The organism is Clostridium mobile (genome assembly GCF_018918285.1).
Taxonomy (GTDB): Bacteria; Bacillota; Clostridia; order Clostridiales; family Clostridiaceae; genus Clostridium_AW; species Clostridium_AW mobile.
In genome coordinates this window covers 1,126,303-1,151,350 of record NZ_JAHLQF010000001.1, presented here as the reverse complement: position 1 = coordinate 1,151,350, position 25,048 = coordinate 1,126,303, and the positions used below count along the sequence as shown (strand labels likewise).

27 protein-coding genes and 2 riboswitches are annotated in these 25,048 nt (G+C 30.3%); all 27 genes read left to right on the top strand.

The window, feature by feature from the left end:
* The first annotated feature begins 103 nt into the window (after nucleotides 1–103).
* The 27 genes from arcC to KQI86_RS05535 all read left to right on the top strand — a co-directional run bounded on the left by arcC (nucleotide 104) and on the right by KQI86_RS05535 (nucleotide 24,940).
* Complete coding sequence (arcC, locus tag KQI86_RS05660) at nucleotides 104–1,045, top strand: carbamate kinase (RefSeq protein ID WP_216438177.1); 942 nt, start codon at nucleotides 104–106, stop codon at nucleotides 1,043–1,045.
* A 68-nt stretch (nucleotides 1,046–1,113) separates the two neighbouring features.
* Nucleotides 1,114–2,481: a hypothetical protein gene (locus KQI86_RS05655; RefSeq protein WP_216438175.1), complete on the top strand. Its 1,368-nt coding sequence runs from the start codon at nucleotides 1,114–1,116 to the stop codon at nucleotides 2,479–2,481.
* A 102-nt stretch (nucleotides 2,482–2,583) separates the two neighbouring features.
* Complete coding sequence (locus tag KQI86_RS05650) at nucleotides 2,584–3,807, top strand: amidohydrolase family protein (protein ID WP_216438174.1); 1,224 nt, start codon at nucleotides 2,584–2,586, stop codon at nucleotides 3,805–3,807.
* A 135-nt stretch (nucleotides 3,808–3,942) separates the two neighbouring features.
* Complete coding sequence (locus KQI86_RS05645) at nucleotides 3,943–5,181, top strand: amidohydrolase (protein WP_216438173.1); 1,239 nt, start codon at nucleotides 3,943–3,945, stop codon at nucleotides 5,179–5,181.
* Between the two features lie 410 nt (nucleotides 5,182–5,591).
* Nucleotides 5,592–6,329 (top strand): flavodoxin family protein, encoded by a 738-nt coding sequence (locus KQI86_RS05640; RefSeq protein ID WP_216438172.1) that lies wholly within the window; start codon nucleotides 5,592–5,594, stop codon nucleotides 6,327–6,329.
* Nucleotides 6,330–6,418: 89 nt separating this feature from the next.
* Complete coding sequence (locus tag KQI86_RS05635) at nucleotides 6,419–7,000, top strand: hypothetical protein (RefSeq protein WP_216438170.1); 582 nt, start codon at nucleotides 6,419–6,421, stop codon at nucleotides 6,998–7,000.
* Nucleotides 7,001–7,113: 113 nt separating this feature from the next.
* A complete protein-coding gene (locus KQI86_RS20345; RefSeq protein WP_281417208.1) occupies nucleotides 7,114–7,236 on the top strand; it encodes a hypothetical protein in 123 nt (40 codons plus the stop codon).
* Between the two features lie 409 nt (nucleotides 7,237–7,645).
* Nucleotides 7,646–8,104 carry a PIN domain-containing protein gene (locus KQI86_RS05630; RefSeq protein WP_216438169.1) on the top strand — a complete coding sequence of 153 codons (459 nt, stop codon included), beginning with the start codon at nucleotides 7,646–7,648 and terminating at the stop codon, nucleotides 8,102–8,104.
* A gap of 33 nt (nucleotides 8,105–8,137) precedes the next feature.
* Nucleotides 8,138–9,016, top strand: coding sequence for an SPL family radical SAM protein (locus KQI86_RS05625; RefSeq protein ID WP_216438167.1), 879 nt, complete (start codon nucleotides 8,138–8,140; stop codon nucleotides 9,014–9,016).
* 63 nt (nucleotides 9,017–9,079) lie between these two features.
* Entirely contained in the window at nucleotides 9,080–9,514 is a 435-nt protein-coding gene (gene dut / locus KQI86_RS05620) for a dUTP diphosphatase (RefSeq protein ID WP_216438165.1), read from the top strand.
* A gap of 100 nt (nucleotides 9,515–9,614) precedes the next feature.
* Nucleotides 9,615–9,839: a DUF2164 domain-containing protein gene (locus KQI86_RS05615; protein ID WP_216438163.1), complete on the top strand. Its 225-nt coding sequence runs from the start codon at nucleotides 9,615–9,617 to the stop codon at nucleotides 9,837–9,839.
* Between the two features lie 137 nt (nucleotides 9,840–9,976).
* Nucleotides 9,977–10,471: a prolyl-tRNA synthetase associated domain-containing protein gene (locus tag KQI86_RS05610; protein ID WP_216438162.1), complete on the top strand. Its 495-nt coding sequence runs from the start codon at nucleotides 9,977–9,979 to the stop codon at nucleotides 10,469–10,471.
* A 110-nt stretch (nucleotides 10,472–10,581) separates the two neighbouring features.
* Nucleotides 10,582–10,745, top strand: a riboswitch (Lysine riboswitch).
* Between the two features lie 99 nt (nucleotides 10,746–10,844).
* Nucleotides 10,845–11,008, top strand: a riboswitch (Lysine riboswitch).
* 114 nt (nucleotides 11,009–11,122) lie between these two features.
* A complete protein-coding gene (locus KQI86_RS05605; RefSeq protein WP_216438160.1) occupies nucleotides 11,123–12,328 on the top strand; it encodes an aspartate kinase in 1,206 nt (401 codons plus the stop codon).
* Between the two features lie 31 nt (nucleotides 12,329–12,359).
* On the top strand, nucleotides 12,360–13,349 hold the full coding sequence (locus tag KQI86_RS05600; protein WP_216438158.1) for an aspartate-semialdehyde dehydrogenase: 990 nt from the start codon (nucleotides 12,360–12,362) through the stop codon (nucleotides 13,347–13,349).
* A 279-nt stretch (nucleotides 13,350–13,628) separates the two neighbouring features.
* A complete protein-coding gene (locus KQI86_RS05595) occupies nucleotides 13,629–15,056 on the top strand; it encodes an amidohydrolase family protein (protein WP_216438156.1) in 1,428 nt (475 codons plus the stop codon).
* Between the two features lie 11 nt (nucleotides 15,057–15,067).
* Nucleotides 15,068–16,318, top strand: coding sequence for a M20/M25/M40 family metallo-hydrolase (locus KQI86_RS05590; protein ID WP_216438154.1), 1,251 nt, complete (start codon nucleotides 15,068–15,070; stop codon nucleotides 16,316–16,318).
* Between the two features lie 39 nt (nucleotides 16,319–16,357).
* On the top strand, nucleotides 16,358–17,716 hold the full coding sequence (gene dcuC, locus KQI86_RS05585) for a C4-dicarboxylate transporter DcuC (protein WP_216438152.1): 1,359 nt from the start codon (nucleotides 16,358–16,360) through the stop codon (nucleotides 17,714–17,716).
* A gap of 51 nt (nucleotides 17,717–17,767) precedes the next feature.
* Nucleotides 17,768–18,355 (top strand): NUDIX domain-containing protein, encoded by a 588-nt coding sequence (locus KQI86_RS05580; protein ID WP_246582658.1) that lies wholly within the window; start codon nucleotides 17,768–17,770, stop codon nucleotides 18,353–18,355.
* A gap of 169 nt (nucleotides 18,356–18,524) precedes the next feature.
* Nucleotides 18,525–19,589, top strand: coding sequence for a bifunctional GNAT family N-acetyltransferase/class I SAM-dependent methyltransferase (locus KQI86_RS05575; RefSeq protein ID WP_216438150.1), 1,065 nt, complete (start codon nucleotides 18,525–18,527; stop codon nucleotides 19,587–19,589).
* Nucleotides 19,589–20,155: a nucleotidyltransferase family protein gene (locus tag KQI86_RS05570; protein ID WP_246582657.1), complete on the top strand. Its 567-nt coding sequence runs from the start codon at nucleotides 19,589–19,591 to the stop codon at nucleotides 20,153–20,155. The genes KQI86_RS05575 and KQI86_RS05570 overlap by 1 nt, the downstream gene beginning before the upstream one ends.
* Before the next feature lie 88 nt (nucleotides 20,156–20,243).
* Nucleotides 20,244–20,699 (top strand): DIP1984 family protein, encoded by a 456-nt coding sequence (locus KQI86_RS05565; RefSeq protein WP_216438148.1) that lies wholly within the window; start codon nucleotides 20,244–20,246, stop codon nucleotides 20,697–20,699.
* A 340-nt stretch (nucleotides 20,700–21,039) separates the two neighbouring features.
* Complete coding sequence (locus KQI86_RS05560; RefSeq protein WP_216438146.1) at nucleotides 21,040–21,576, top strand: GNAT family N-acetyltransferase; 537 nt, start codon at nucleotides 21,040–21,042, stop codon at nucleotides 21,574–21,576.
* Nucleotides 21,577–21,728: 152 nt separating this feature from the next.
* Nucleotides 21,729–22,187 (top strand): GNAT family N-acetyltransferase, encoded by a 459-nt coding sequence (locus KQI86_RS05555; RefSeq protein WP_216438144.1) that lies wholly within the window; start codon nucleotides 21,729–21,731, stop codon nucleotides 22,185–22,187.
* 68 nt (nucleotides 22,188–22,255) lie between these two features.
* Nucleotides 22,256–22,843 (top strand): AAA family ATPase, encoded by a 588-nt coding sequence (locus KQI86_RS05550; protein ID WP_216438143.1) that lies wholly within the window; start codon nucleotides 22,256–22,258, stop codon nucleotides 22,841–22,843.
* A 215-nt stretch (nucleotides 22,844–23,058) separates the two neighbouring features.
* Nucleotides 23,059–23,514, top strand: coding sequence for a peptide-methionine (R)-S-oxide reductase MsrB (gene msrB / locus KQI86_RS05545; RefSeq protein ID WP_216438141.1), 456 nt, complete (start codon nucleotides 23,059–23,061; stop codon nucleotides 23,512–23,514).
* 22 nt (nucleotides 23,515–23,536) lie between these two features.
* On the top strand, nucleotides 23,537–24,241 hold the full coding sequence (locus tag KQI86_RS05540; RefSeq protein ID WP_216438139.1) for a hypothetical protein: 705 nt from the start codon (nucleotides 23,537–23,539) through the stop codon (nucleotides 24,239–24,241).
* A gap of 108 nt (nucleotides 24,242–24,349) precedes the next feature.
* Entirely contained in the window at nucleotides 24,350–24,940 is a 591-nt protein-coding gene (locus KQI86_RS05535) for a DUF5673 domain-containing protein (protein WP_216438138.1), read from the top strand.
* Nucleotides 24,941–25,048 lie beyond the last annotated feature (108 nt).

Sequence of the window (25,048 nt, the reverse complement as noted above, 5' to 3'; positions counted from 1 at the left end):
GCAAATAAAGGCTCCACCTAACACATAAAGAGAAAATTTATTTTACGAAAAATTGTATGAATATTTACAAAAATAATCGCTGAATATATTGGAGGAAAAAACTATGAAAGAAAAAATAGTATTAGCCATTGGGGGTAATGCAATACTAAAAGAAGGTCAAAAAGGCAGTATAGAAGAACAAAAAGAAAATATCAATGACAGCTGTGATGCTATTTTAGATCTAATGGAAAAGGATTACACCCTTATAATAACTCACGGAAATGGACCACAAGTTGGAAATACATTAATAAAAACTGAACTGGCTGCAAGTGTGGTACCTAAATATCCACTTGATGTGTGTAATGCAGAAACACAGGGAAACATAGGTTACCTTATTCAACAGGCGTTCTACAATAAAATGAAAGATAAAGGAATAAAAAAGGATATTGCTACTGTTGTTACTCAAGTTGTGGTAGATAAAGAAGATTCAGCATTTAATAATCCAACAAAGCCAATTGGACCATTTTATACTAAGGAAGAAGCAGATAAACAGGCAGCAGAAAAAAATATATCCTTTGTTGAAGACAGTGGTAGAGGATATAGAAGAATTGTACCATCACCTATGCCAAAGAAAATAGTAGAAAAGAATACTATAGAAGCATTAATAGAAAAAGACATGTTAGTTATAACAGCTGGTGGTGGAGGAATTCCTGTAGTTGAAGAAGAGAATGGAAAACTTCAAGGAGTAGAAGCGGTTATAGATAAAGATTTTGCAAGTGCATTACTTGCTGCTGAGATAAAGGCAGATTACTTCTTTATATTAACAGGAGTAGAGCAGGTAGCAATAAACTTCGGCAAACCAAACCAAGAAAATTTATTAGAGCTTAAAATTGAGGATGCTCTAAGATACATGGAAGAAGGACAATTTCCAAAAGGCAGCATGAGTCCTAAAATTCATGCAGCAATATACTTCCTAAAAAAGGGAGGAAAAAATGTAATAATAACTTCAATTGATAAACTAGAACAGGCTTTAAAAGGACAAACGGGCACAAGGCTTATTTTATAAAGTTCCACAGTAAATACTCGAGTATTATTTAAAAATTATATGAAAAAATAATGAATGGGAGTGAGAATATGAATATAAATAAGAAAAAGAATTTCTTACAAGGCATTTTTGCATTAATGGTGATGCTTTTTATAACACAAACTCCAGTATTAGCGGCAGAAGTGACAAAGCAGGCAGCTGCACCAGAAGGTTTTAAAGCAGTATTGACAGTTATTCCTTTGATTGTAATCTTAATATTATTATTTAAGAAGGTAGACATGTTGGTAGCAGGCTTGATTGGTGGAGTAATGGCAATGATAATAGGCGGAATCACTCTTGCTCAAGCAAATGACTTCTTTTTAAAAGCCATACCTTCCATGCTTACAATAACTGTCCCTATAATTAACTCAGCAGTAGCTATGGCAGTATTTAAGTCTGGTGGTTACACATCAGCTCTAACTCTTGTTAGACGTGGAATCAAAGGAAGAGTTGAATTTTTCGCAGCATTTATAGTAATACTACAAGCAGCAGCTACTTATATGTCAGGTATAGGTGGAGGAAGTGCCATGGTTATAGCGCCACTTGCCTTTGCTGCAGTTGGAGCAATTCCAGAGCTTATAGCTGCAATGGCAATTGCCGCAGCAGTTTCATTTACAACATCACCGGCATCTTTGGAATCAGGAGTTGTATCACAACTTGGAAATATACCAGTAGCACAATACGTTGATTCAATGAGAATATACTGGATAGGGTTCGTAATTTTAGCAATCATTATAGGATACTACGGAGCAAAAAAGAGAAATGCAATATTTACAGGGGAAGAAAATGAAGAAGTTAAGAATATGACAAATAAAGAATTATTCAAAAGTACAATACCAGTAATATTCTTATTATTCGCAGTAATTTTTGGACCTTTCGTAAACAAAGCAGTAGGAGTACCAATTCTTTCCCCATTAGTTTATACAGTAGTTACAGTAGCTTTAATATTTATATGCACTAAGTTTAGTTTATCTGAATCTGTTAATGCTATGGTAGATGGATCAAACTATATACTTGTAAAATTGTTTAGCGTTGGTATATTCTTAGCATTTATAAATATGATTGGTGAAACTGGAGCCTTTACAGCAATAGTTAGTGTAGCTAAACTTGCACCACCAGCTTTAGTTGTTCCGGCAACAGTACTTGCAGGATTCCTAGTTGGGGTACCAGCAGGAGCATATGTTGGATCAGTATTAACACTAGTATTACCAGTAGCAGTTTCTCTTGGATTTACACCAATGGAATTAGGATTTGTAGCCATGGGGGTCGGCTTAGGCAGTCAAATGAGCTTTGTTAATATCACAATGCAAGCATTATCCTCAGGATTTCAAATTCCGATTATTGATGTGGTTAAAGGTAATACAAAATGGGTTGGAGGTTGTGTAGCATTATTATTGATAATATCGTTTATATTCTAGAACAGAATCTATTTTAAATATAAATTGGTTTAAATATAATCTATTAATCAAAATGTAATCTAATTTCTAAATATAAGACTCATTAAAAAGGGAGGTATTTCTATGGATATAATTTTAAGAAAAGTTAGGATTAAAGATGGAGAAGAGCTACAAGATGTGGCTATAGAAGGTGGTAAGATAGTAGCTATTGCTCCACACATAGAAGGAAATGCTAAAAGGGAAATAGAAGGTGAAGGAAGAGTGCTTATTCCAGGGCTTGTAGATGCCCATATACATCTTGATAAGGCATTGATTGCAGATAGATTACCAAATAAATCAGGTACTTTATGGGAAGCAATACAGGTTACAGGGCAGTTAAAGCCGACTTTTACTAAGGAAGATGTAGAAAATAGAGCAAGAAAAGCATTGATGATGTTAATAAAAAATGGAACAACTCACATAAGAACTCATTCAGAGTTTGATCCATCACAGGGATTTACAGGTTTTGAAACTGTTATGAAACTAAAACATGAATTTAAAGATGTGATAGATATTCAAGTAACCGCTTTTCCACAGGAAGGTATATTTAAATCACCTGGTACTGAAGAAATGATGTTCCAAGCTATGGAAATGGGTGCAGATGTAGTTGGAGGTATACCATATAATGATGCTCCAGCTATGGATCACATAGATCTAGTATTTGAAATAGCTAAAAAGTATAATAAGCCAATTGATTTTCATCAGGATTTCAAAGATGATGCAGAAGGAATAACAATAGAATATATATGTGATAAAACTATAAAAGAAGGATATCAAGGCAGGGTTTCAGTAGGTCACTTAACAAGTTTAGGAGCGTTATCAAAAGAAAAATTAGCACCAATTGTAGAAAAGATGCGTGAAGCTCAAATCAGTGTAATGAGTTTACCTGCTACAGATCTTCATCTTGGAGGAAGAAAAGACGAATATAATGTAAGAAGAGCATTAACTCCAGTACGTACATTGCGCGATGGCGGTGTTAATATGTGCATAGCTACAAACAATATAAGAAATGCATTTACACCATATGGAAATGGAGATTTAATTCAAATTGCTATGCTTGCTATACCTACAGCACATCTTGGAGGAGCAGATGACCTTCCAACTGTATTACCAATGATTACAACAAATCCTGCTAAGGCTTTAGGACTTAAAGATTATGGTTTGGAAGTTGGTAAAAAAGCGGACATGGTACTTTTAGACACAAAAGTTATTAATGATGCGATAATAGATATTCCAGATAGATTATATGTAATCAAAAATGGTAAAATAACAGTGGAGACAGAAAAGAAAGTTAAGCTTAATTTTTAGTTAATATCATAATATTTCTCTAAAAATTAATAAAAAAGAGTTGAGGCTTTGAAGTGCACCCCAAATGTTAGATAAAAAACTAACATTTGGAGGTGTATTTTTGCTATGAACATTTAAAAAGTGAGGGTGTTAGGAATGAATAAAAAATTTTGGTTAACTAATGTTTTGCTTGAAGATGGTTTTACTTATAATGAAAATGCGGTTAGTACAAACAGTGGAGAGGTAACTAGTACAAAAACTAGCATATATCATATTTTAATTGAAGGTGGAAAGATAATAAAAATTAAAAAAGGCGAGAAGGAGCAGGATGAAAATCCAGTTGTAGATGCAAAGGGACTTTTAGCATTACCATCCTTTACAGAGAAGCATATACATCTTGATAAAGGTCATCTTGGAGGGCCGTGGAAGGCAAGTACACCTTTTAAAAGTGTTACTCACAGAATCAAAGAGGAAGAAGAATTTCTACCTAAATTTTTGCCCATTACAACAAAAAGAGCTGAGAAATTGTTAGATTTAATTACATCTAATGGAGTAACTCATGCTAGAGTGCAATGCAATGTTGATCCTGTTGTAGGTTTGGGCAATTTAGAAAAAGTAATTGCAGCTCTAGAAAATTATAAAGATAAACTAACTTATGAATTAGTAGCTTTTCCTCAACATGGCTTACTAAGAAGTAATTCAGTACCAATAATGAAGGAAGCTATGAGAAATGGTGTTAATGTAGTGGGAGGACTTGACCCTGCGACTATAGATAATGATATTGAAAAATCTCTTCATACTATGATGGACATTGCTGTAGAATTTAATTCTGATGTGGATATTCATATACATGACGGTGGAAAATTAGGAATGTATACTATAAATAGGCTAGCTCAAATGGTGGAAGATGCTAAATGGCAAGGAAGGGTAAATATAAGTCACGCATATTGTATGGGGGACAGTCATATTGAAGAAGTAAGGGATTTAGCAGATAAACTTGCATCTCTAAATATAAGTATCGCTACTACAGTACCTATTGATATACCATCACCTCCTGTTCCGCTTCTTCATGAAAGAGGAGTTAGGGTATATGTGGTAAATGACAATATTAACGATCACTGGAGCCCCTTTGGTACAGGAGATATGCTACAAAAGGCTAGTAGAATGGCAGAAAGATTTGGCTGGATAGATGAATACTTACTCACCAGAGCTTTAAATTTTATAACCAATGGAGTAACTCCACTAGATAATAAAGGTAATAAAACATGGCCCAAAGTAGGAGATGAAGCTAATATAGTATTTACAGAAGCATCTTGCTCTGCGGAAGCTGTAGCAAGAAGAACTAAGAAAAATGCAGTTATGTTTAGAGGAAAAATCGTTTCGGGCGAATTATAAGATAATAACTGTCACTTAACTATACTAACTCCTATAAACTATAATAACTGTCCCCTAACCATCCTTTGATTTTCCAATTAAAGGATGGTTTTGTTGTTTTAATTGGAAATATAATGTAAAATTAACTTAAAACGTCTATTCATAAATATTAAAAGAGATATTAAGCTTATAAAACAAAATTAGATTTCTACTATTCTAATAAAAAATATTACAAGATATAAAAAACAATTTGATTTATTTTTATATAAAACTTTAAAATTTGTGCCAATGTTTTCTTAGGTAAACTATGAATATATTTTATATAAAATATACGAAAAAAGAATTGGTATTACTAAAGAAAATAATTGACAGTAAAACAATGGACTACATGGTATATTAGTATTTCAAATAAAAGTAGGGGGAGTGGGGATATGAAAATAACAATATTCAATGGAAGTCCAAAAGGAAAGTTTAGCGCTACTAATATTATGGTGGAAGAATTTTTAGCAGATGTAAAAAACAACTTTAAAAGTTTTGAGAATATATTTTTAACAGAAAAAAATATAAACACCTGCAAGGGATGTTTTTCATGTTGGGTAAAAACTCCAGGAAAATGTATCATTAAAGATGACATGGAGGAATTATTAAATAAATATATTTCATCAGATTATGTAGTATTTGCAAGCCCACTTTATGTAGATAACGTTACAGGTATTATGAAGAAATTCTTTGATAGACTTATACCTTTAATAAATCCACATATAGAGGAGGATTTTAAGGGTGAGAGTATACATAGAAAGCGTTATGAAAAATATCCTAAAATAATAGTGATTTCAAACTGTGGATTTAGTGAGCAAAGTCATTTTCAGGTAGTTAGTTTAATGTATAAGAGAATATCTAGAAACATGCATTCAAAACTTATAGCAGAAATTTATAGAGGGGAGGGACCTCTATTAGTTATGGACAATGAAACTTTACATCCCTATATTGATAACTATAAAAGATTGTTAAGAAAAGCAGGAACTGAACTATTTGAAGGAAATAAAATTTCAGATAAAACCATGTGTGAACTAGAAAAACCTATTATTTCACATGAGGTGTACAAATCAATAATTAATCAGAATTGGGAGAGCCGTCTGTTACTTAAAAGGAGAGAAATTTCAGATTGAATTATGATGAAATTAAAAGAAGTAATAAAAAAATTGAGAGATTTAATAAGGGTGAGCTATGCACTGCTCATAATTAGGAGTTGAAAAATATGGACCATAATATTGAGCAAAGGAAAGATAATGAATTTATCAAAGTTTATTTCAAGAGTTTAAGAATAAAGTGGATATTATTATGGGGAGTTCTGTGCTTTATACGAACGTTGATAACTACAGGGAAGAATAATGTAGTTATAGATTTTATAATATTAATTACAGTTAGTATACTGATATATTTTCTAACACCAAAATATCTATATAAAGGAACAAAAGTAAAAGTTGATAAATTTTATGAGGATTTAAAGAATTATGATAAAAAGATGAATTTATTGATGTTTATATGCAACCTTAAAAAATTAGATGGGCCAACCTTTGGAGTTTTATATGTTTCAAAGGAAGAAATAAAATTTACTCCCTTTAGAGAAAACCTAAAGAGTGAAAGTATAATAATTAAAAATAATGATATGAAAGATATAGATATATCTAATGAAATTAATAAATTCTCCTTATTTGATAGAGTATTTTTTAAGGAATTATGTAAAGGAATAAAAATTTCATATAAAGGTAAAAATAAAGTTTTTCAATTAGCCCAGGCTAATTATGCTATGGAAAAAATAGATGAAACTTTAAAGTAAATATTAAAATATATTTTCTAGGAGTATTAACTTAACCTTTCATAAGTTAACTTGTTGTGATAAATAAAAATAAGTTAAGTGTGTTAATATTATAAAATATTTGGAGGGACAGTATGGGGGATATGGGTGATACAGGAGATAGGGGAAAAAGAAGATCTATAATAAAAAACATATTGATATTTTTTATAGGCTTTATAGTTGGCTTTCTTATAAATATAATTTCTAGAAGGAGATAATATATATTTATTTTTACACATAGAGGGACAACCATAGAAATCAATAAAATCTAAGGGACAGTCATTTGAAAATTATAGAAATTATATATAGGAAATTTAAATTGTATAAATTGGAGACAGTTATATAAAACGCATTAAAGGATCCTCATTTGGAGTAATTACAGACATATATTAAGAATATAAAGACATGTAATGAATATTTAGCATTACATGTCTTAACTTTATAAAAATTAGAGTATAATTTACCATCACATATAGTAATAAAATATGTTTTTCTGTGTTATATGTATACAATATCTTACCATTAGGAATACATAAAATACCTTAATAAATTTTATAATATAATGTATTTTACATATTATAAAAAGCAAATGATATAGTAGTATATAAACACAGAAGGAGAAAATATATGATTAATAAAGTGTATATTTTAGATTCAAATATTATTATAAAAATATGGAATGAATGTCCAGAGATATTAGAAAATATAGAAAAAGCTGAGGGGATAGATTTTAAGATATCTAATAATGTAGCAGGAGAGTTATCACAAAAGGAATTTAAAGATTTTAATGGAGTTCCTGTACTAACCAATAAATTTATGAAGCTATTAGACCATATAATTGATGAAAATTCATATGGGTTGCAATGCGAGATTGATAAACCGTTTTATTCTATAGAAGGAAATAAAATATCTAAAAATGATTATGAATTAATTTGCATTTGTCAAAACAATGAAAATTATATTTTGGTTACTGAAGATAAAAGATTATTTAATAGTGGTAGATTTTTATTAGAAAACTCTAAAATAATAGGGTTTAATGAATTTTTAGATGAGCTATATAAAGTTAATATTGGGGGACAGTTATAAAGTATTATATAATATATTATGGGTGAAAAATAAATGATTAAAGAAATATATGCTAAAACTATACTTTCTACAATAAAAAATGGTCCTGATAAATATTTTGGTTTAAGTTATAATATGAATTTATATCGTGGTTGTCAACATGGTTGTATCTATTGTGATTCAAGGAGTAGCTGCTATGGTATAGAAAAATTTTCAGATATTCTAATAAAGAAAAATGCAATAGAATTATTACAAAAAGAATTAAAATCCAAGAGAAATATAGGAACCATAGGCACAGGAAGTATGAATGATCCTTACATGCAAATTGAAAAAGAATTGTGTATCACAAGAAAAGCTTTAGAGGTTATAAATCTATATAAATTTCCTATTCACATTATTACTAAAGGAAATTTAATTACAAGGGACAGTGATATTATAAAAGAGATAAGTAAGATATATGCTGCGGCATCTATAACTATAACAACAGCGGATGATAGTTTAGCCTCAATTATAGAACCAAATGCACCATCCCCTTCAAAGAGATTCAAGGCTATAGAGAAGCTTTCAAAAGATGGAATTTATACAGGAATAATGTTAACTCCTATGCTTCCGTATATTACTGATAAATATTATAACATTGAAGAAATAGTTAAAAGAGGAAAGGATGCAGGAGCAAAATATATAATAGCTTGGTTTGGAATGACTATAAGAGAAGGTCAAAGAGAATATTATTTTAGCCATCTAAATAAAAACTTTCCAGGACTTAAGGAAAAGTACGTGAATAATTATAAGAATTCATATTTTTGTCCTGCTCCTAATTATGAAGGTTTATATAGTAAATTTAAAGAGTTATGCTATAAAGAAAATATAATGACAAGGATGAATTTTTATAAACAAGTTAAGCCTGTACAATTATCTATGTTTAATGATTAAAAAGTGTTATGTTATAATTATTAAAATTTAATTTACAGTTGAAATAAGGGAGGAAACAATAAGATGAAATATACATTGAAAGTAAAATTATTAAATAAAGATGCAAAGTTGCCAGAATATGCTCATATAGGAGATGCTGGGTTAGATCTTTTTTCTACCGTTGAATTGACAATCAACCCAGGAGAAAGTAAGTTAGTTTCAACAGGAATAAGTATACAACTTCCACCCCATACGGAAGCACAAGTTAGACCTAGAAGTGGACTAGCTTTAAAAAATGGAATAACTGTTTTAAATACTCCAGGAACTATAGATGAAGGTTACCGTGGGGAAGTGGGAGTAATACTTATTAATCATGGTAAGGAACAATTCAAGATAGAGATAGGTATGAAAATTGCTCAAATGGTGGTAAAACCAGTTATACCAGTAGATGTTATAAAGGTTGAAGAATTAACTGAAACTGAGAGAAATGCAGGAGGGTTCGGTTCTACTGGTGTGTAGAAATTGAAGAGATTTAAGACTTTAAAAACTAGTGGCAAGTTCAAATCATTATATGTAAAATGCTAATTTTATATATTTATAATGTAAAGGAGATAATTTTATGAAGAAAATAGTGTTAGATAAAGATAAGAAAAAAGAAATGATAGAATCAATAAAAGAATATTTTTCAGAAGAAAGAGATGAAGAAATTGGCGACTTAGCGGCGACCCTACTACTAAACTTCATAATAGAAGAATTAGCAGGAGAATTTTATAATCAAGGAATTGAGGATGCATATAGATATATGAATGACAGAGTTGAAGATATGCTAGGCCTCCAAAAGTAATTATAGAATGTTTCATAAATTCGTTGAAGTTTTATAAATAATAGTGTAGTATAGATGATAAAAATCAAATTGGGTATTACAGAATATACTTTTAATTAAAAGACTAAAATTTATAATTACAATGGAGGATATGGGGCATGAATAAAGAACAGGAAAAAAGGGTATACGATGTTTTAGCAGAATTAAATATACCATATACAAGATATGAACATGAGGCAGTTTTTACTATTGAAGAGGCAGATAAACTGGATATAGATATTAAAGGAGAGCACTGTAAAAACTTATTTATTAGAAATAGAAAAGGAAATACACATTACCTTTTAGTTATACAAGAGTGGAAAAAGGTAGATTTAAAAAAACTTGCAGATCAAATAGAAAGTACAAGTTTAAGTTTTGCATCAGAGGAAAGATTAAACAAATATTTAGGATTAACACCGGGCTCTGTAACTCCTTTTGGATTAATAAATGATGAAGAAAAAGAAGTACAAGTGTTGCTAGATAAAGATATAACTAATCTAGGAAATATTAGTTTTCATCCTAATGTAAATACAGCAACTATAACAATAAGTTATAATGATTTTGAGAAATTTCTTCAATGGTGTGGAAATAAAGTTTCCCATGTAAATATATAAAAAGTAATAAAACTACATAAAAAGTAAATAATAGTTGACTTAATATTGTTCATCTGATAATATTTTAATAATGATATTAAAAAGTATAAAAATAAATAACGGAATAAACAACGTGGTATAGAGGCCGCGGTTGCTATTAGTACCTTATATTTATTTGTAAGGGAGGGGAGTAATCGCCGAAACACATAAAGAAAATGTGTTGGGACTATGCTAAATAAGTATAGTACTGTTTTTAAAAGGTTGCCCGACTTTTTAAAGAAGTGCTTATCATGTTGGGGCAAAAGGTTTTATTGTTATATAACAGTCATAGCTCCTTTTGCTTATGGCTGTTTTTGTTTTTCTCTTAATTTTAAAATTTAATATTCTTGTAAACAACGTGGTATAGAGGCGCGGTTGCTATTAGTACCTTACATTTATTTGTAAGGGAGGGGGGTAATCGCCGAAACATATAAATGAAATGTGTTGGGACTATGCTGAATAAGTATAGTACTGTCTTTAAAGGATTGCCCAATTTTTTAAAGAGGTGCTTGCCATGTTGGGGCAAAAGGTTTTAGTATACTATTATACAGTCATAAGCCCTTTTGCTTATGACTGTTTTTTTAATACTTAAAATACAAAGAATTTTTGGAAATTTAAAAGGAGGTAATTAGTTTGGCTTTAATTGTGCAAAAGTATGGCGGATCATCAGTAGGTACAACTGATAAAATAAGGGCTGTTGCAAAAAGGATAGTAGAGCGAAAAGAAAAAGGAGACGGGGTAGTAGTTGTAGTATCTGCTATGGGAAAAACCACAGATCAACTTATAGGGATGGCAAAGGAAATTTCACAAAATCCAAATAAGAGAGAGCTAGATATGTTGATGTCCACAGGTGAGCAAATATCAATTGCATTATTATCTATGGCGCTTCAAGAACTTGGGTATCCTTCCATATCCCTTACAGGTTTTCAAGCAGGTATAACTACAGAAGGTGCTCATACTAAAAACCGTATTAAAGATATTAATATTGAAAATGTAAAAAAACACTTGGAAGATGGAAAGGTAGTAATTGTAGCAGGATTTCAAGGAATAAATGAAGATGGAGATATAACAACTTTAGGAAGAGGTGGGTCAGATACGAGCGCTGTAGCTTTAGCGGCCAAGCTTAACTGCACTTGTGAAATATATACTGACGTTGATGGTATATATAATGTAGATCCAAGAATGTACCCAAATGCTAAGAAATTAGACTCTATAAGCTATGAAGAAATGATGGAGATGGCAAGCTTAGGAGCAGGAGTAATGGAGGCAAGGGCTGTTGAGATAGCCTGCAAATATAACATACCTATTTATGTAGCATTAAATAATGGGGAAAAATTAGGAACATATATAAAGGAGTATGATGAAACTATGGAAGATAGAATAATTACAGGACTTACTGCCAGTGATGACGTTTTAATGGTAACTATTAATAATGTGCCTTACAAAGCTAAAAACATAGCAACTATATTTGATAGAATAGCGAAGCATAATGTAAATATTGATATGATTAGCCAAACAGCATCTTTAGATGGATATGTGAATGTATCTTTTACAACTTCTAAAGAGGATATGTATACTATTGATGAAATAACTAAAGAATTGAAAAAGGAAATTAGAACCATTGAGGTTTATAAAGAAGAAAACATAACGAAAATATCTGTAGTTGGAATAGGTATGATGAAACAATCTGGTGTGGCAGCAAAAGTATTTTGCATATTTTCGAATAATGATATAGAATTTAAACAGGTAACTACTTCAGAAATAAGCATATCATATACTATAGATTCAAAGGACAAGCAGAAAGCTGTAGCTGCCTTAGCTAAAGAATTAAATTTATAACAAAAAAATAAGTTTTTAGGAGGAATTTATTATGAAATATAATGTTGCCCTTGTAGGATGCACTGGAATGGTAGGAAGAAAGTTTCTAGAAATACTAGAAGAAAGAAATTTTCCTGTTAATGAACTATATCTGTTTGCTTCAGCTAGATCAGCTGGTAAAGAAATGACCTTCAGTGGAGCTAACTATACCGTTGAAGAACTAAAAGAAGATAACATAAAAAATAAAAAAATAGATTTCGCCTTATTCTCAGCAGGTGGAAGTATTAGCTTAGAATATGCACCTATATTTGCAAGATATGGTGCAGTAGTAATTGACAATAGTAGTGCTTGGAGAATGGACCCAGAAGTTCCACTAGTGGTTCCAGAAGTAAATCCTGAGGATGTAAAAAAACATAAAGGAATAATTGCTAATCCAAACTGCTCAACTATTCAAGCTGTAGCAGCTCTAAAGCCATTACATGATAAGTATGGAATTAAGAGAATAGTTTACTCAACTTACCAAGCAGTATCAGGAGCAGGAGCATCTGGATACAATGATTTAGTTGAAGGTTATAAAGGGGAAGCACCTAAAAAGTTCCCTTACCCAATAGCAGGAAATTTACTTCCTCACATTGATTCTTTCTTAGACAATGGATATACAAAAGAAGAAATGAAAATGGTAAATGAAACAAGAAAAATACTTCACGATGATTCAATAAAAATAACAGCAACTACTGTAAGAGTTCCTGTTTTAAATTCTCATAGTGAAAGCATAAATGTAGAATTAAATAATAGCTTTGAATTAGAAGATATATTTGAGCTTTATAAAAATGCTGAAGGAATTATACTAGAAGATGATGTAAACAACCTAGTATACCCTATGCCTCTTGATGCTTCAGGAAAAGATGGAGTATATGTTGGCAGAATCAGAAGAGACTTTAGTTTAGATAATGGGTTAAACTTATGGGTTGTAGCAGATAACATTAGAAAAGGTGCAGCACTAAATACAATTCAAATTGCAGAGTGTATGATAAATAAATAAAGTTAAAAATAAATATAAAAATAGGGACAGTTATTTCAAATAGCTGTCCCTATTTTGTTTATTATAAAAAAATTATTGGGGACAGTTATATAAGTTATATATATAAAATTGAGGGACAGTTATATGTAATTATTATAAGTTTATATACATAAATTTCTTTATTTTGTAAGAACAGAGAATATTTATAAATAAAAAAGGGATTTTTAAAATTTGGTTGAATACACTATGTTAAGGTCATAGCCTGAATATATCTGTTAGTAAAAGCGAAGGGGAGATAATATGAAATATGACATTATATTAAGGGGCGGAACTGTTGTAGATTCTTTAAATAATATAGAGGGAGTTTACGATATTGGTATAAAGGATGGGAAAATTATTAGCATTGAAAAAGAAAATTACACTAATAATTCCGATCAAGTTATTGATGTAAGAGGAAAGATAGTTATACCAGGATTGGTAGATTCACATGTTCATATGGTAAGACCTAATTCAGGAGTTGCGGGATATAGAATGCTTATAAGGGCAGGTGTTACAACAGCCGTTGACTTTAGAGGGCCAGTAGAAAGAATAGGTAAAGAAATTGGGAAAATGGGATATGGTCTTAATGCAGCGGTTCTTGATTGTATTAGCCCTGATTATGATAAAAGTAGTGCTTCAAGATTAGAATTGAATGAAAAAATATCAGAAAGTATTAATAAAGGAGCATTAGGGGTAAAAATTATGGGAGGGCATTTTCCTCTTACCCCAGAAACTACAAGAGATATAATAGAGATAGCCAATGAAAAAAGAATATATGTTGCATTTCACGCAGGAACTATTAATTGTGGTAGTGATATTGAAGGAATGATAGAAGCAATGGAACTTTCCAATAAACTTTCCCTTCACCTAGCTCATATAAACTCTTACTGCAGAGGATTAATAGAAACCCCACTAGAAGAAGCACTTATAGCAATAAATTTACTTAAAGCAAACCCTAATATAGTGTCTGAATCCTATTTATCATCCCTGAATGGAACTAGTGGTGAATTTAATAGTGATGGGCTACCTAAAAGTCACGTAACAAGAAACTGTTTAAAAAAATTTGGATATGAAGTAAGTCAGTCAGGCATGAAAAAAGCTTTCTTAGATAAAAAAGTAGCTGTGTATGAAAAAATAGGAGAAGAAATGGAACTTATATGGGGTGAAGAGGCATTTGAATTATGGAATAAGTCAGATACAAGAGTAAATATAAGTTTTACTATTAACTCTAGAATGGTAGCTACTTTATGTGCTGGAGAAAAAGATGATAAAGGAAGATTTGTTATAGATGCGCTAAGCACAGACGGTGGAGCTATACCTAGAAATACTACAATAGAATGTGGTTTGCCCCTTGTTAGGTTTGGCATATTCACATTAAAGGAATTTGTATGGAAAGCCTGTTATGCTCCTGCTCAAATGTTTGGATTTAAAAATAAGGGACATTTAAGTTATGGTGCCGATGCAGATATAACTGTAATTGACCCCAAGGATGAATCAGCAGTAATCACTATTTGTAACGGAAAATTATCTATGATAAATGGATATCTTATAAATAATTCAGGCAAACTTATGACTACAGAAATGGGTGCAGACTATCTAAGGGATAGGTTCATACCTTATGAAATCGTAGACTTAGAGGAGAGTACATTCTATTCTGGAAGGGATAGATTATATAAAAACATAAAATAGAGGGGGTAAAAATGAATAATAATTATTATGTTTCTGATGTTGTAAAGAGTGTACTAGAGAACATTATGAAAAGTGAAAAAGTAAACAAGGGTATAGAGTTTATAAAAAGAGATCATAAAAACACTATAGAAGAACAAAAGGAAATTTGTGAAATACCAGCTCCATCATTCAAGGAAAGTAAACGTTCACAAGAGATGATGAAAAGAATAAAAGAACTTGGATTAAAAGAAGTTTATATAGATGAAGTAGGAAATGTTATTGCAAAAAGATTGGGGGGAGGACATGGTCCTAAGCTTGTAATTGCAGCTCATTTAGATACAGTATTTCCTGAAACTGTTGATACTAGAGTGGTAGAGAAGGAGGATAAACTCTACGCTCCAGGAATAGCAGACGACACAAGGGGACTTGCTGAAATTTTATCTTTAATCAGAGCTTTTAATCACACAGCCATTGAAACCATAGGAGATATTATTTTTGTTGCCAATGTATGTGAGGAGGGCATAGGAGACTTAAAAGGTACAAAACATCTATTTGAAGAGAATAAGGATATAGATGGTTTTATATCAATAGATGGAACAGGAGTTTCCTCCATAACCTATTTAGCAACAGGAAGCCATAGATACAAAATTACTTATAAAGGATCAGGAGGACATAGCTATGCAGAATTTGGAACTCCTAGTGCCATTCATGCTATGGGAAGAGCAATAGCTAAAATATCTGATTTAAAATGTCCAGAAGATCCAAAAACTACTTTTACTGTAGGTACTGTAGAAGGAGGAACCTCAGTAAATTCTATAGCAGCTGAGGCCAGTATGCTAATAGATATTCGTTCAAATAATGAAGAGGAGATTATAAAGCTTGAAAAACAAATAATTGATAAAATTAAGGAAGGAGCAGAGGAAGAAAATAATAGATGGAAATCAGATAAAAAAATATCTGTAGAAATTGACCTAATTGGAAATAGGCCAGCAGGAACTCAATCAAAAGAGTCTATAATTATTCAATCCATTTGTGCTTCAACAGAAGTAATAGGATTAGTTCCTGAACTATCAAACCCAGGAAGCACTGATGCTAACATACCAATAAGTATGGGAATTCCAGGCGTAGCTGTTGGTAGAGGAGGAAAGTCAGGAAAAATTCACTCTCTAGAAGAATGGTTTGATCCAAAAGAAGCATATTTAGGACCTCAAAAAGTTTTCTTATCCGCATTAGCTTTAGTGGGGATAAAAGATTTAATAAATCCACTATTAGAAATTAGATAAAAATAAAGAGAAAGATAAGGTGGAAATGGGGGGAGTTATATGTTGAAGGTTTTAGCAGCTTTACTGGTTACATTGCTAATAGGATACCTTATATTTAAAAGTTACAAAACACAAACGGTACTATTTTTAGGTGGTATTTTACTTATGTCACTGAGTATAATTTTTAAAACAGGGGAAATCATGCCACAAAAGTCTTCCACAGGTTTTGTTTGGTTCGACATGTTTGAATATATACGAAGTACTTTTAGTAGTAATAATGCAGGGATAGGTTTAAGCATAATGGCTGTAGGTGGGTTTGCAAAATACATGAGTAGTATCGGAGCTAGTGAGGCTCTTGTAAAGATTGCCATAAAGCCACTTAGAAAACTAAATGCTCCATATCTTGTATTAGCTTTAGGATACGCTGTAGGACAATTTTTAAATATATTCATACCAAGTGCTACTGGATTAGGTATATTACTTATGGTAACTATGTATCCAATTTTAGTAAGTCTAGGGGTAAGTCCCTTAGCGGCTACGGCTATGATAGGGACAAGTGCATGTCTTGACCTTGGTCCAGCTTCAGGGAATTCTATACTTGCGGCAGACACTGCAAAATTAAATGTATCCCTATATTTCATTAAGTATCAAATACCTGTGGCAATAGCGGTGGTAATAACTATATCTATATTACATTATTTCGTACAAAAATGGTTTGATAAAAAAAGTGGACATATAGTTGTTCAATCAGAAATGGCTGCATCAAAGGAAGGAGAAAAAGTTCCTAAAATATATGCAATACTTCCACTGATACCATTAATAATATTATTAATATTTAGCCAGTTTCTTATATCTACCATAAAGTTAGATGTTGTAACTGCAATGCTTATGAGTACAGCTCTAAGTATGATTTTTGAATTAATAAGATATAAAGATGTGAAAAAGGTTTTTGCAAGTATACAGGTGTTTTTTGATGAAATGGGAGTTCAATTTGCCAAGGTTGTAAGTCTTATTGTTGCAGGGCAAACCTTTGCCCATGGGCTAAAAACCATAGGAGCAATTGATGTGATTATTTCTTCTGCGCAATCTTCAGGATTTGGAACAAATGTTATGGTAGTAATAATGGTTTTAATAATTACCGTATGTGCAATTATAATGGGATCTGGTAATGCACCCTTCTTTGCATTTGCTTCTCTTGCACCAGAAGTAGCGCTAAAAGCGGGAATACCTTCTGTTATAATGTTGATGCCTATGCAATTAGCAGCAGGAATTGCCAGAAGTATGTCTCCTATAACCAGTGTAATTGTTGGGGTTTCAGGTATCTCAGAGGTTTCACCTTTTGAGGTGGCAAAACGTACACTGATTCCAATGTTAGGAGCTCTTATTGTTACTGTAATATCTACATTTATATTATTTTAGAAGTTAACTAATTAAGCTGTTGATAAAATCTTATTTATCAACAGCTTTAATATGTATATAATTAAATTAAGAATAAAAGAGCATGTAAATATTGAGTTGGAAAGGAATTTTAAAATGAACTTATTAAAAGAAATTTATGAAAAACACATTGGAATAAGTAAAAAAATAGATGATATAAATTATAAAATTAGAAAAGCAGCAAGAACAATTTTACTTGATGAATCAGGTAAAATAGCAATATTATATGTATCAAAAGATAATTATCACAAGTTGCCAGGTGGAGGAATAGAAGAAGAGGAGAATATAATAGAAGCATTAAAAAGGGAAGTATCAGAAGAAGTGGGGACGGATATAGAAGTCTTAGGAGAGGTTGGTACTATTATAGAATATAGAGATGAATTTAAACAACTTCAGATATCCTATTGCTACTACTCAAAGGTGAAAGGAGAAATAGGAAAACCTAATTATACTGAAGAAGAAATAAATAGTGGTTTTAAATTAAATTGGATGAGTATAGAAGAAGCAATTGATTCTCTAGAAAAAGATGAGCCTTATAATTATATGGGTAAATTTATAAAAGAAAGAGACAAAACTTTCCTAAAGGAATTTATAGACAAAGGGATAAAATTAAATAATTAGAGAGAAATCAATTAATTTAAATGGTAAATAGGGACAGTCATACGGTTTTACGTTTTTAGGGGATAGGTATTAATAGTTTGGAGGACTGTTATTGATAGTTATTGGTGGGGACAGTTATATATTTTTATGGTAAAATATTAGTAAAATATTAGCAAAGGAAATTAATAAAATGATTAGAAAATTGGATATAGAAGATAAATATATAGTAGAGAAAATATTAGATATACAAAAGGCTTCTTATTTAGTAGAGGCAGAAATTATAGGGTTTTATGATATACCAACATTAAAAGATACCATAGAAACAATAAAAGAAAGTGAAGAGACTTTTTATGGGTACTATATAGATAATATTTTAGCAGGGATAATTTCATATAAGTATGAAGAAAAGATTTTAGATATTCACAGAGTTGCAATACATCCTAATTTTTTTAGAATGGGTATTGGGAAAAAGTTATTAAATTTTATACAGGACATCCAGAAAGACGCTAATAAAATAATAGTTACTACTGGGAAACAAAATATGCCCGCAGTAAATCTTTATATAAAAAATGGTTTTAAAAAAGTAGAAGATATAGAAATTAAAGAGGGTGTTTACCTGACAACATTTGAAAAAATGAAAAGTAATTATAGTAGTATAAAAGAAAACTTAAAAGAGTCATATGATAATTATGCTTATGAAAGAGAAAAAAGTGAAATACAACAATGGAAAATTGCACCTAGACAAAACTTTTTAGAACTATTAAACAAAGAAAACAAAAAAACTTTATTAGAAATAGGCGCTGGCACAGGAAAGGATAGTATATTTTTTAAAAACAATGGATTAGAGGTCGTCGCAGTAGACTTATCCAGTGAAATGGTGAACATATGCAAAGATAAAGGACTGGAAGCATATGAATTAGATTTTTATAATATAGGAAAATTAAATAAAAAATTTCACTCTGTATGGGCGATGAACTGCTTACTTCATGTTCCAAAGGAAAATCTTCCTAAAGTTTTAAATGAAATAGAAAAGATATTAGAACCAGGAGGAATATTTTTCATGGGTGTCTATGGGGGGGAAGATTCTGAAGGGGTATGGGAAGAGGACGTATACAATCCACCAAGATTCTTCTCTTTTTATACAGATGAAAGAATAAAAGAAGTAGTTTCAAAACATTTCTCAATAGTTAGTTTTGAAAGAGTGGAAACAGGAGAAAAATTTCATTTTCAATCTATAATTTTAAGAAAGGTCTGATGAGTATAATGTTTGAAACATTAAGATATATAGGAGAAAAGCTTAACCATGAAGGAGTGAAGTGGGCAGTAGGAGCTTCTATATTGTTAAACCATTATGGGTTAGTAGATAGTCCTAGCGATATAGATATTCTCATAGACTTAGAGCATAAGGAAAAAGTAGATAATATATTTAAAAGTCTAGGAGTAGGAGAAGAAAAGGGGAAAACTACTACATATCTTACGAAATATTTTGGTGAATATAAAGTAAATAATGTAGATGTAGACATTATGGGTGGTTTTATAATTAATCATGAAAATGGACAATATGAATATGTTTTTGATGAAAATTCAATAACGTCATCCATGGAATTAGATGGCATAAATATTCCATTAGCTTCATTAGAGGATTGGTATGTTGCATATCAACTAATTCCTAATAGAGATTACAAGGTGGAAATTATAGAAAATTATTTATTAAAACATGGTACAAAACATATAGATCTATTAAAGAGAGCAATGAAGCAAGAATTACCTGACCATGTGAAGGATAGAATAAGCAAATTAGTTGATTATCTTTCAAAATAATGTTAATATAGTTGAAATTTATATAAGTGAAAATTTTTTAGAAATGAAAGTTTTTTTAAAAATAAAAGTTAAAAATAGGGGTGATATTATGAAGCTTGCTGAAGCTTTAATTTTAAGATCAGATTATCAAAAAAGAATAGAGCAGCTTAAAAATAGGCTTACGAATAATGCTAAAGTTCAAGAAGGGGACGAGCCTATGGAATCTCCTGATTTATTACTTCAGGAGCTAGATAGATGCTTATATGAAGTGACAGATATAATAAAAAGAATAAATAAAACAAATTCACAAACAAAATTTAATGATAGTATGAGTTTGGCAGATGCCTTAGCAGAAAGAGAGAGGATTTGGGACAAAAGACTCATACTTACTCATCTAGTAGAGGCTGCTACAGTAAGACAAGATAGATACAGTAGATCAGAGGTGAAGTTTTCCATCACAATAAATGTTAGAGAAATTCAAAAGAAAATAGATGAATTATCAAAAGAATTTAGATTATTGGATACAAAAATTCAAGGAATGAATTGGAATATAGATTTGCTGTAACGAATGAAGATAAAATAGTTATGCATTAACACATAGGAATATTAGAAATAGTTAGTTAGGAGATTATTAATAGAAGTATAGAAGAACTTTTAAGAAGGTAGCTAAAATTTATAAGGTGAGTACAAACCCGCCAACAGGGAAAGTTGGATAGTGGCGGCATGGGGGCAGTGCCAGTGGTTCGAATCCACAGTTAACAAATTAGGCCCATAAATGTAACATGAGTACAAATAGAATGTAAATGTAACTACCATGTACTAATTATAATTTTAGTGAGGGTGGGAATGGGGATATTTTCAAATTAAGAGTTCTTTACTTAACTAACAAAAGGGGGCAAATTGCAATGTATACAGGTGAGAAAGTAAGATTAAGAGAATATAGGAAAGAGGATATAAAAGCTGCACAAAATTATGTTAATGATTCAGAAGTAAAAAGACTTTTAAATCCAGGGATACCTTATCCTATAACATTAGAAGATGAGGAGAAATGGGTTGAAAGTATTTCTTCTACAAAGAATGAATATAGTTTTGCAATAGAGACTTTAGAAGATAGTAAATACATCGGCGGATGTGGAATCAATTCTATAGATTGGAAAAATAGTGTGACAGTGATTGGAATATTTATTGGGGATAAGGATTATTGGGGAAAAGGCTATGGTACAGATGCCATAAAAATCCTTGTGAAGTTTATATTTGAACAAATTAATATAAATAAAGTTAAGTTAAATGTATTTTCCTTTAATGAAAGAGCTATGAAAAGTTATAAAAAATGTGGCTTTAAAGTGGAGGGTGTTTTGAGACAAGAATTATATAGAGACGGAAAATACTATGATGATATTTTAATGGGAATTTTAAGAGAAGATTGGGAACAGACTAAATAAAAAAATAGCACTTCCTTTCATTTATTAGGAAGTGCTATTTTTATTTAAATTAATGCTAAATTATAGATATAAATGAAAATATAGTATAATAGTTTTAAGACTACAGATAAATAATTGAAAAATATATGAAATGTAAAAAGAGGAGATTATATATGAATATATATTTTAAGAATATTACAGAAAAAAATTTAAAAGAATGTATTGATTTAAAAATATCAAAAGAACAAGAAAAATATTTACCACATAGTAATGCAGCATCTATTGCAGAATCAAAGTTTCATCCTGAATGGGTAACTATTGGCATGTATATAGATGATAAAATGGTAGGGTTTGCAATGTATGGAGAAGATGGTGAAGAAATTGATTGTACATGGCTGATTCGCTTTATGATTGATGAACAATATCAAGGAAAAGGATATGGAAAACACGGTTTAGAGCTTTTACTAAATAGAATAAAGGAAGAAGCAAAACCGAGTAAAATATATTTAAGTTTTCATCCAGATAGTATAGTAGCAAAGAAGTTATACTTAAGCTTTGGATTCAAACAGTTCATAACTGGATTTGAAGCCGAAGATGAGGTGTTTTATGAGATTAATTATAAATATATGTAAAAAAAGAAAAGTTATTTTATAGTTGTTAAAAATAATTAAATTATATAAATTAGAGCGAGGTAATAGCTATGATAATATGGATAAATGGTGCATTTGGCTCTGGAAAATCACAAACGGCTTTTGAACTGCATAGAAGAATTCCTAATTCATTTGTATATGATCCAGAGAAGACAGGGTTTTTCATTAGAAAAAACATACCAAAAAATTTGAATAGCAATGATTTTCAGGATTGCCCAATGTGGAGGGAATTTAATTTTTCTATGCTAAAATATATTGCTCAGGAATATGGAGGTACAATAATTGTGCCTATGACCATAGTTAATCCACAATATTTTAAAGAAATTATTTTAAAACTAAGGAATGATGGAGTTGAAGTAAAGCATTTTGTTTTATCATCTTCAAAAGAAACTTTACTTAAAAGATTAAGAAGTCGTGGGGAAGGTAAAAATTCATGGGCAGCCAAGCAAATAGACAGATGTATAGAAGGATTGTCAAATGAAATCTTTAAACAATATATAGATACAGAAAACCTATCAATTCAAGATGTTGCTGAAAAAGTAGCTTTATTATGTAACATAGAATTATTACCTGACAATAGAACTAAATTTAAAAAGGTATATGACCGAATCATAACACAATTAAGGCAAATTAGGTAAGGAAATAAATTATGAATTTACAATTAACTCTAATATAGGATAGCAATCTATGTCATGGAAGCTTTGGATGAGCACATATCTTTGGAGTTCTGATATAAATATAATCAATGATAACTTAAAATAAGTAGCAAATGGAGAAAAATATAGTATTGTAAATATTATGTAGGATATTTACGCAAACTATCTCTAAAATTAAATTATTTGAGGTGAATTTTATGGAAAATAAAAAGCGTATGAAATTAAAAAACGAGGAATTAAGGAAAAAGCTTACTCCACTTCAATACAAGGTAACACAGGAAAATGCTACAGAAAAACCTTTTGAAAATGAATATTGGAACAATAAAAAAGAAGGGATATATGTTGATGTATGCAGCGGGGAGCCTTTATTTACATCAAAGGATAAGTTTGATTCTGGCTGTGGTTGGCCAAGTTTTACTAAACCTATAGATAAATCTTCAATTAAAGAGAAGGAGGATTTTACCTATAATATGAATAGAATAGAAGTAAGAACCAAACGTTCAGATTCTCATTTAGGTCATGTATTTAATGATGGCCCAAGGGAGAAAGGTGGATTAAGATATTGCATAAATAGTGCAGCATTGAAGTTCATACCTGTTGAAAAATTAGAGGAAGAGGGTTATGGAGAGTATTTAAGTATTTTCAGTGAGTAATTAAATATTTAAGGGGGATATGATGGGGAATAGTGTAAAAGAGTTTTATTATAACAATAAAAAAACTTATAATATTATAGCTATACTATCATTATGTCTAATAGCATGGTATTTCAGTATTTTCTTTCAGAAAGGTATTTATTTTAGAGAAAGCTTTTACAAAGAAAGTATTGAAGGGGACAGTTATGTATATAAATCATCTGAATACAACTATTTTACTGTAAATAAGAATGATGACATATATACATTTGAAATAAAGACTTTAAAAGATTATGGCACTATAAAGATTAGAGAAGCTGATGGAATATATTATTTATATTACCCAGATAATGAAGTATATAAAGTTGAATATAAAAGTGGGCGTTTACTTAACGAAGATGGTACCATAGAGGTTAATAATTATTTTGCTGATAAAAATGTACTAAATGGATCATTTGAAGAAAAATATCCTAAAGGATTCATAATAAAAACAATACTGAGAGAAGATATAAAAATTAGGGGGCATTTAGGTGGTTTGCTTATAGCAATTATCTTTCTTTTTATAGGGATTTTAGTATTAAAATATTCTAAAAACATGAAATTTTTTGGCGAGCGCTGGATGTTTAAAAACTATGATAAAGTGGAATTTTCGGAAGAATATATTTTTTTCTATAAATTTGGATATATAGTATTAAGTATAATGGCTTTAGTAATATCCTTTATGGTTTTTATTGCATCCGTAAAATAATTGGTAAATATTATTATTTAAAAAATAACATGGATATTCAATAAATTAAGTAATGAATGGTTAATGCTGTAATAATATGGAATTAGGGATATGGGGGGAAATAAGAGCATGATAAATTATTATATTATTTTAAATATAATAATGAGTTGTTTTTTGTTATACGGTTTATATGAAAAAATTTCTGCTGGTAAATTTATTATTCAAACAAGAAGAAAAAAAATTTCAATTTTATATGTTGTGATATTAGTATTATGGATATGTATAACAAGCGTTCATATATTATTTTATATAAAAAACAAGAGTATTGATATAAAAGAAATTTTACAAGGGTTTACTTGGATACAGATAGGTATTTTAAATCTTTTAAGTAGGCAAGCGTTAGGAGTAACTAAAGGTGGCACATACTCAAGTACTTCTAATTCTTGTCGTTTTATTAAATGGAATAAAATCAAAAGTTATACATGGATATCTGAGAATAAAATTCAACTTGAAACCTTGGGAAGAAGAAATAAAATTATTGAAAGAGAATTAGAAGTAGATGAAGAGCAGAAGGAAGAAGTAGATAAATTATTGAATGAGTTTATAAATAAAAAAGATAATGAAATTAATGAAAAAAGAAACTTTAGGGCAATAGCATATGTTGTTTTAATTGGTATTGTAATGTTTATAGGATACGCAAATTTAATTAGAATAAGTTAGACCATATATGAGTTATAAGAAAAAAAGCTTTTTTATAAAGGATCATAATGGCCATTGGATACTAAATGATATAACAGGAGTACAAAGTATTGGGCGTTAGTAAATGTA

What these genes read in the sequence shown, in the direction of transcription:
- KQI86_RS05565 (WP_216438148.1), top strand. Translation starts at nt 20,244, where the DNA reads ATGAAGCTTGCTGAAGCTTTAATTTTAAGATCAGATTATCAAAAAAGA.
- KQI86_RS05625 (WP_216438167.1), top strand. Translation starts at nt 8,138, where the DNA reads ATGATTAAAGAAATATATGCTAAAACTATACTTTCTACAATAAAAAAT.
- KQI86_RS05615 (WP_216438163.1), top strand. Translation starts at nt 9,615, where the DNA reads ATGAAGAAAATAGTGTTAGATAAAGATAAGAAAAAAGAAATGATAGAA.
- KQI86_RS05645 (WP_216438173.1), top strand. Translation starts at nt 3,943, where the DNA reads ATGAATAAAAAATTTTGGTTAACTAATGTTTTGCTTGAAGATGGTTTT.
- KQI86_RS05650 (WP_216438174.1), top strand. Translation starts at nt 2,584, where the DNA reads ATGGATATAATTTTAAGAAAAGTTAGGATTAAAGATGGAGAAGAGCTA.
- KQI86_RS05595 (WP_216438156.1), top strand. Translation starts at nt 13,629, where the DNA reads ATGAAATATGACATTATATTAAGGGGCGGAACTGTTGTAGATTCTTTA.
- KQI86_RS05630 (WP_216438169.1), top strand. Translation starts at nt 7,646, where the DNA reads ATGATTAATAAAGTGTATATTTTAGATTCAAATATTATTATAAAAATA.
- KQI86_RS05560 (WP_216438146.1), top strand. Translation starts at nt 21,040, where the DNA reads ATGTATACAGGTGAGAAAGTAAGATTAAGAGAATATAGGAAAGAGGAT.
- KQI86_RS05535 (WP_216438138.1), top strand. Translation starts at nt 24,350, where the DNA reads ATGATAAATTATTATATTATTTTAAATATAATAATGAGTTGTTTTTTG.
- KQI86_RS20345 (WP_281417208.1), top strand. Translation starts at nt 7,114, where the DNA reads ATGGGGGATATGGGTGATACAGGAGATAGGGGAAAAAGAAGATCTATA.
- KQI86_RS05555 (WP_216438144.1), top strand. Translation starts at nt 21,729, where the DNA reads ATGAATATATATTTTAAGAATATTACAGAAAAAAATTTAAAAGAATGT.
- KQI86_RS05590 (WP_216438154.1), top strand. Translation starts at nt 15,068, where the DNA reads ATGAATAATAATTATTATGTTTCTGATGTTGTAAAGAGTGTACTAGAG.
- KQI86_RS05550 (WP_216438143.1), top strand. Translation starts at nt 22,256, where the DNA reads ATGATAATATGGATAAATGGTGCATTTGGCTCTGGAAAATCACAAACG.
- dut (WP_216438165.1), top strand. Translation starts at nt 9,080, where the DNA reads ATGAAATATACATTGAAAGTAAAATTATTAAATAAAGATGCAAAGTTG.
- KQI86_RS05635 (WP_216438170.1), top strand. Translation starts at nt 6,419, where the DNA reads ATGGACCATAATATTGAGCAAAGGAAAGATAATGAATTTATCAAAGTT.
- arcC (WP_216438177.1), top strand. Translation starts at nt 104, where the DNA reads ATGAAAGAAAAAATAGTATTAGCCATTGGGGGTAATGCAATACTAAAA.
- KQI86_RS05600 (WP_216438158.1), top strand. Translation starts at nt 12,360, where the DNA reads ATGAAATATAATGTTGCCCTTGTAGGATGCACTGGAATGGTAGGAAGA.
- msrB (WP_216438141.1), top strand. Translation starts at nt 23,059, where the DNA reads ATGGAAAATAAAAAGCGTATGAAATTAAAAAACGAGGAATTAAGGAAA.
- KQI86_RS05575 (WP_216438150.1), top strand. Translation starts at nt 18,525, where the DNA reads ATGATTAGAAAATTGGATATAGAAGATAAATATATAGTAGAGAAAATA.
- KQI86_RS05570 (WP_246582657.1), top strand. Translation starts at nt 19,589, where the DNA reads ATGAGTATAATGTTTGAAACATTAAGATATATAGGAGAAAAGCTTAAC.
- KQI86_RS05540 (WP_216438139.1), top strand. Translation starts at nt 23,537, where the DNA reads ATGGGGAATAGTGTAAAAGAGTTTTATTATAACAATAAAAAAACTTAT.
- KQI86_RS05610 (WP_216438162.1), top strand. Translation starts at nt 9,977, where the DNA reads ATGAATAAAGAACAGGAAAAAAGGGTATACGATGTTTTAGCAGAATTA.
- KQI86_RS05640 (WP_216438172.1), top strand. Translation starts at nt 5,592, where the DNA reads ATGAAAATAACAATATTCAATGGAAGTCCAAAAGGAAAGTTTAGCGCT.
- KQI86_RS05580 (WP_246582658.1), top strand. Translation starts at nt 17,768, where the DNA reads ATGTATATAATTAAATTAAGAATAAAAGAGCATGTAAATATTGAGTTG.
- dcuC (WP_216438152.1), top strand. Translation starts at nt 16,358, where the DNA reads ATGTTGAAGGTTTTAGCAGCTTTACTGGTTACATTGCTAATAGGATAC.
- KQI86_RS05655 (WP_216438175.1), top strand. Translation starts at nt 1,114, where the DNA reads ATGAATATAAATAAGAAAAAGAATTTCTTACAAGGCATTTTTGCATTA.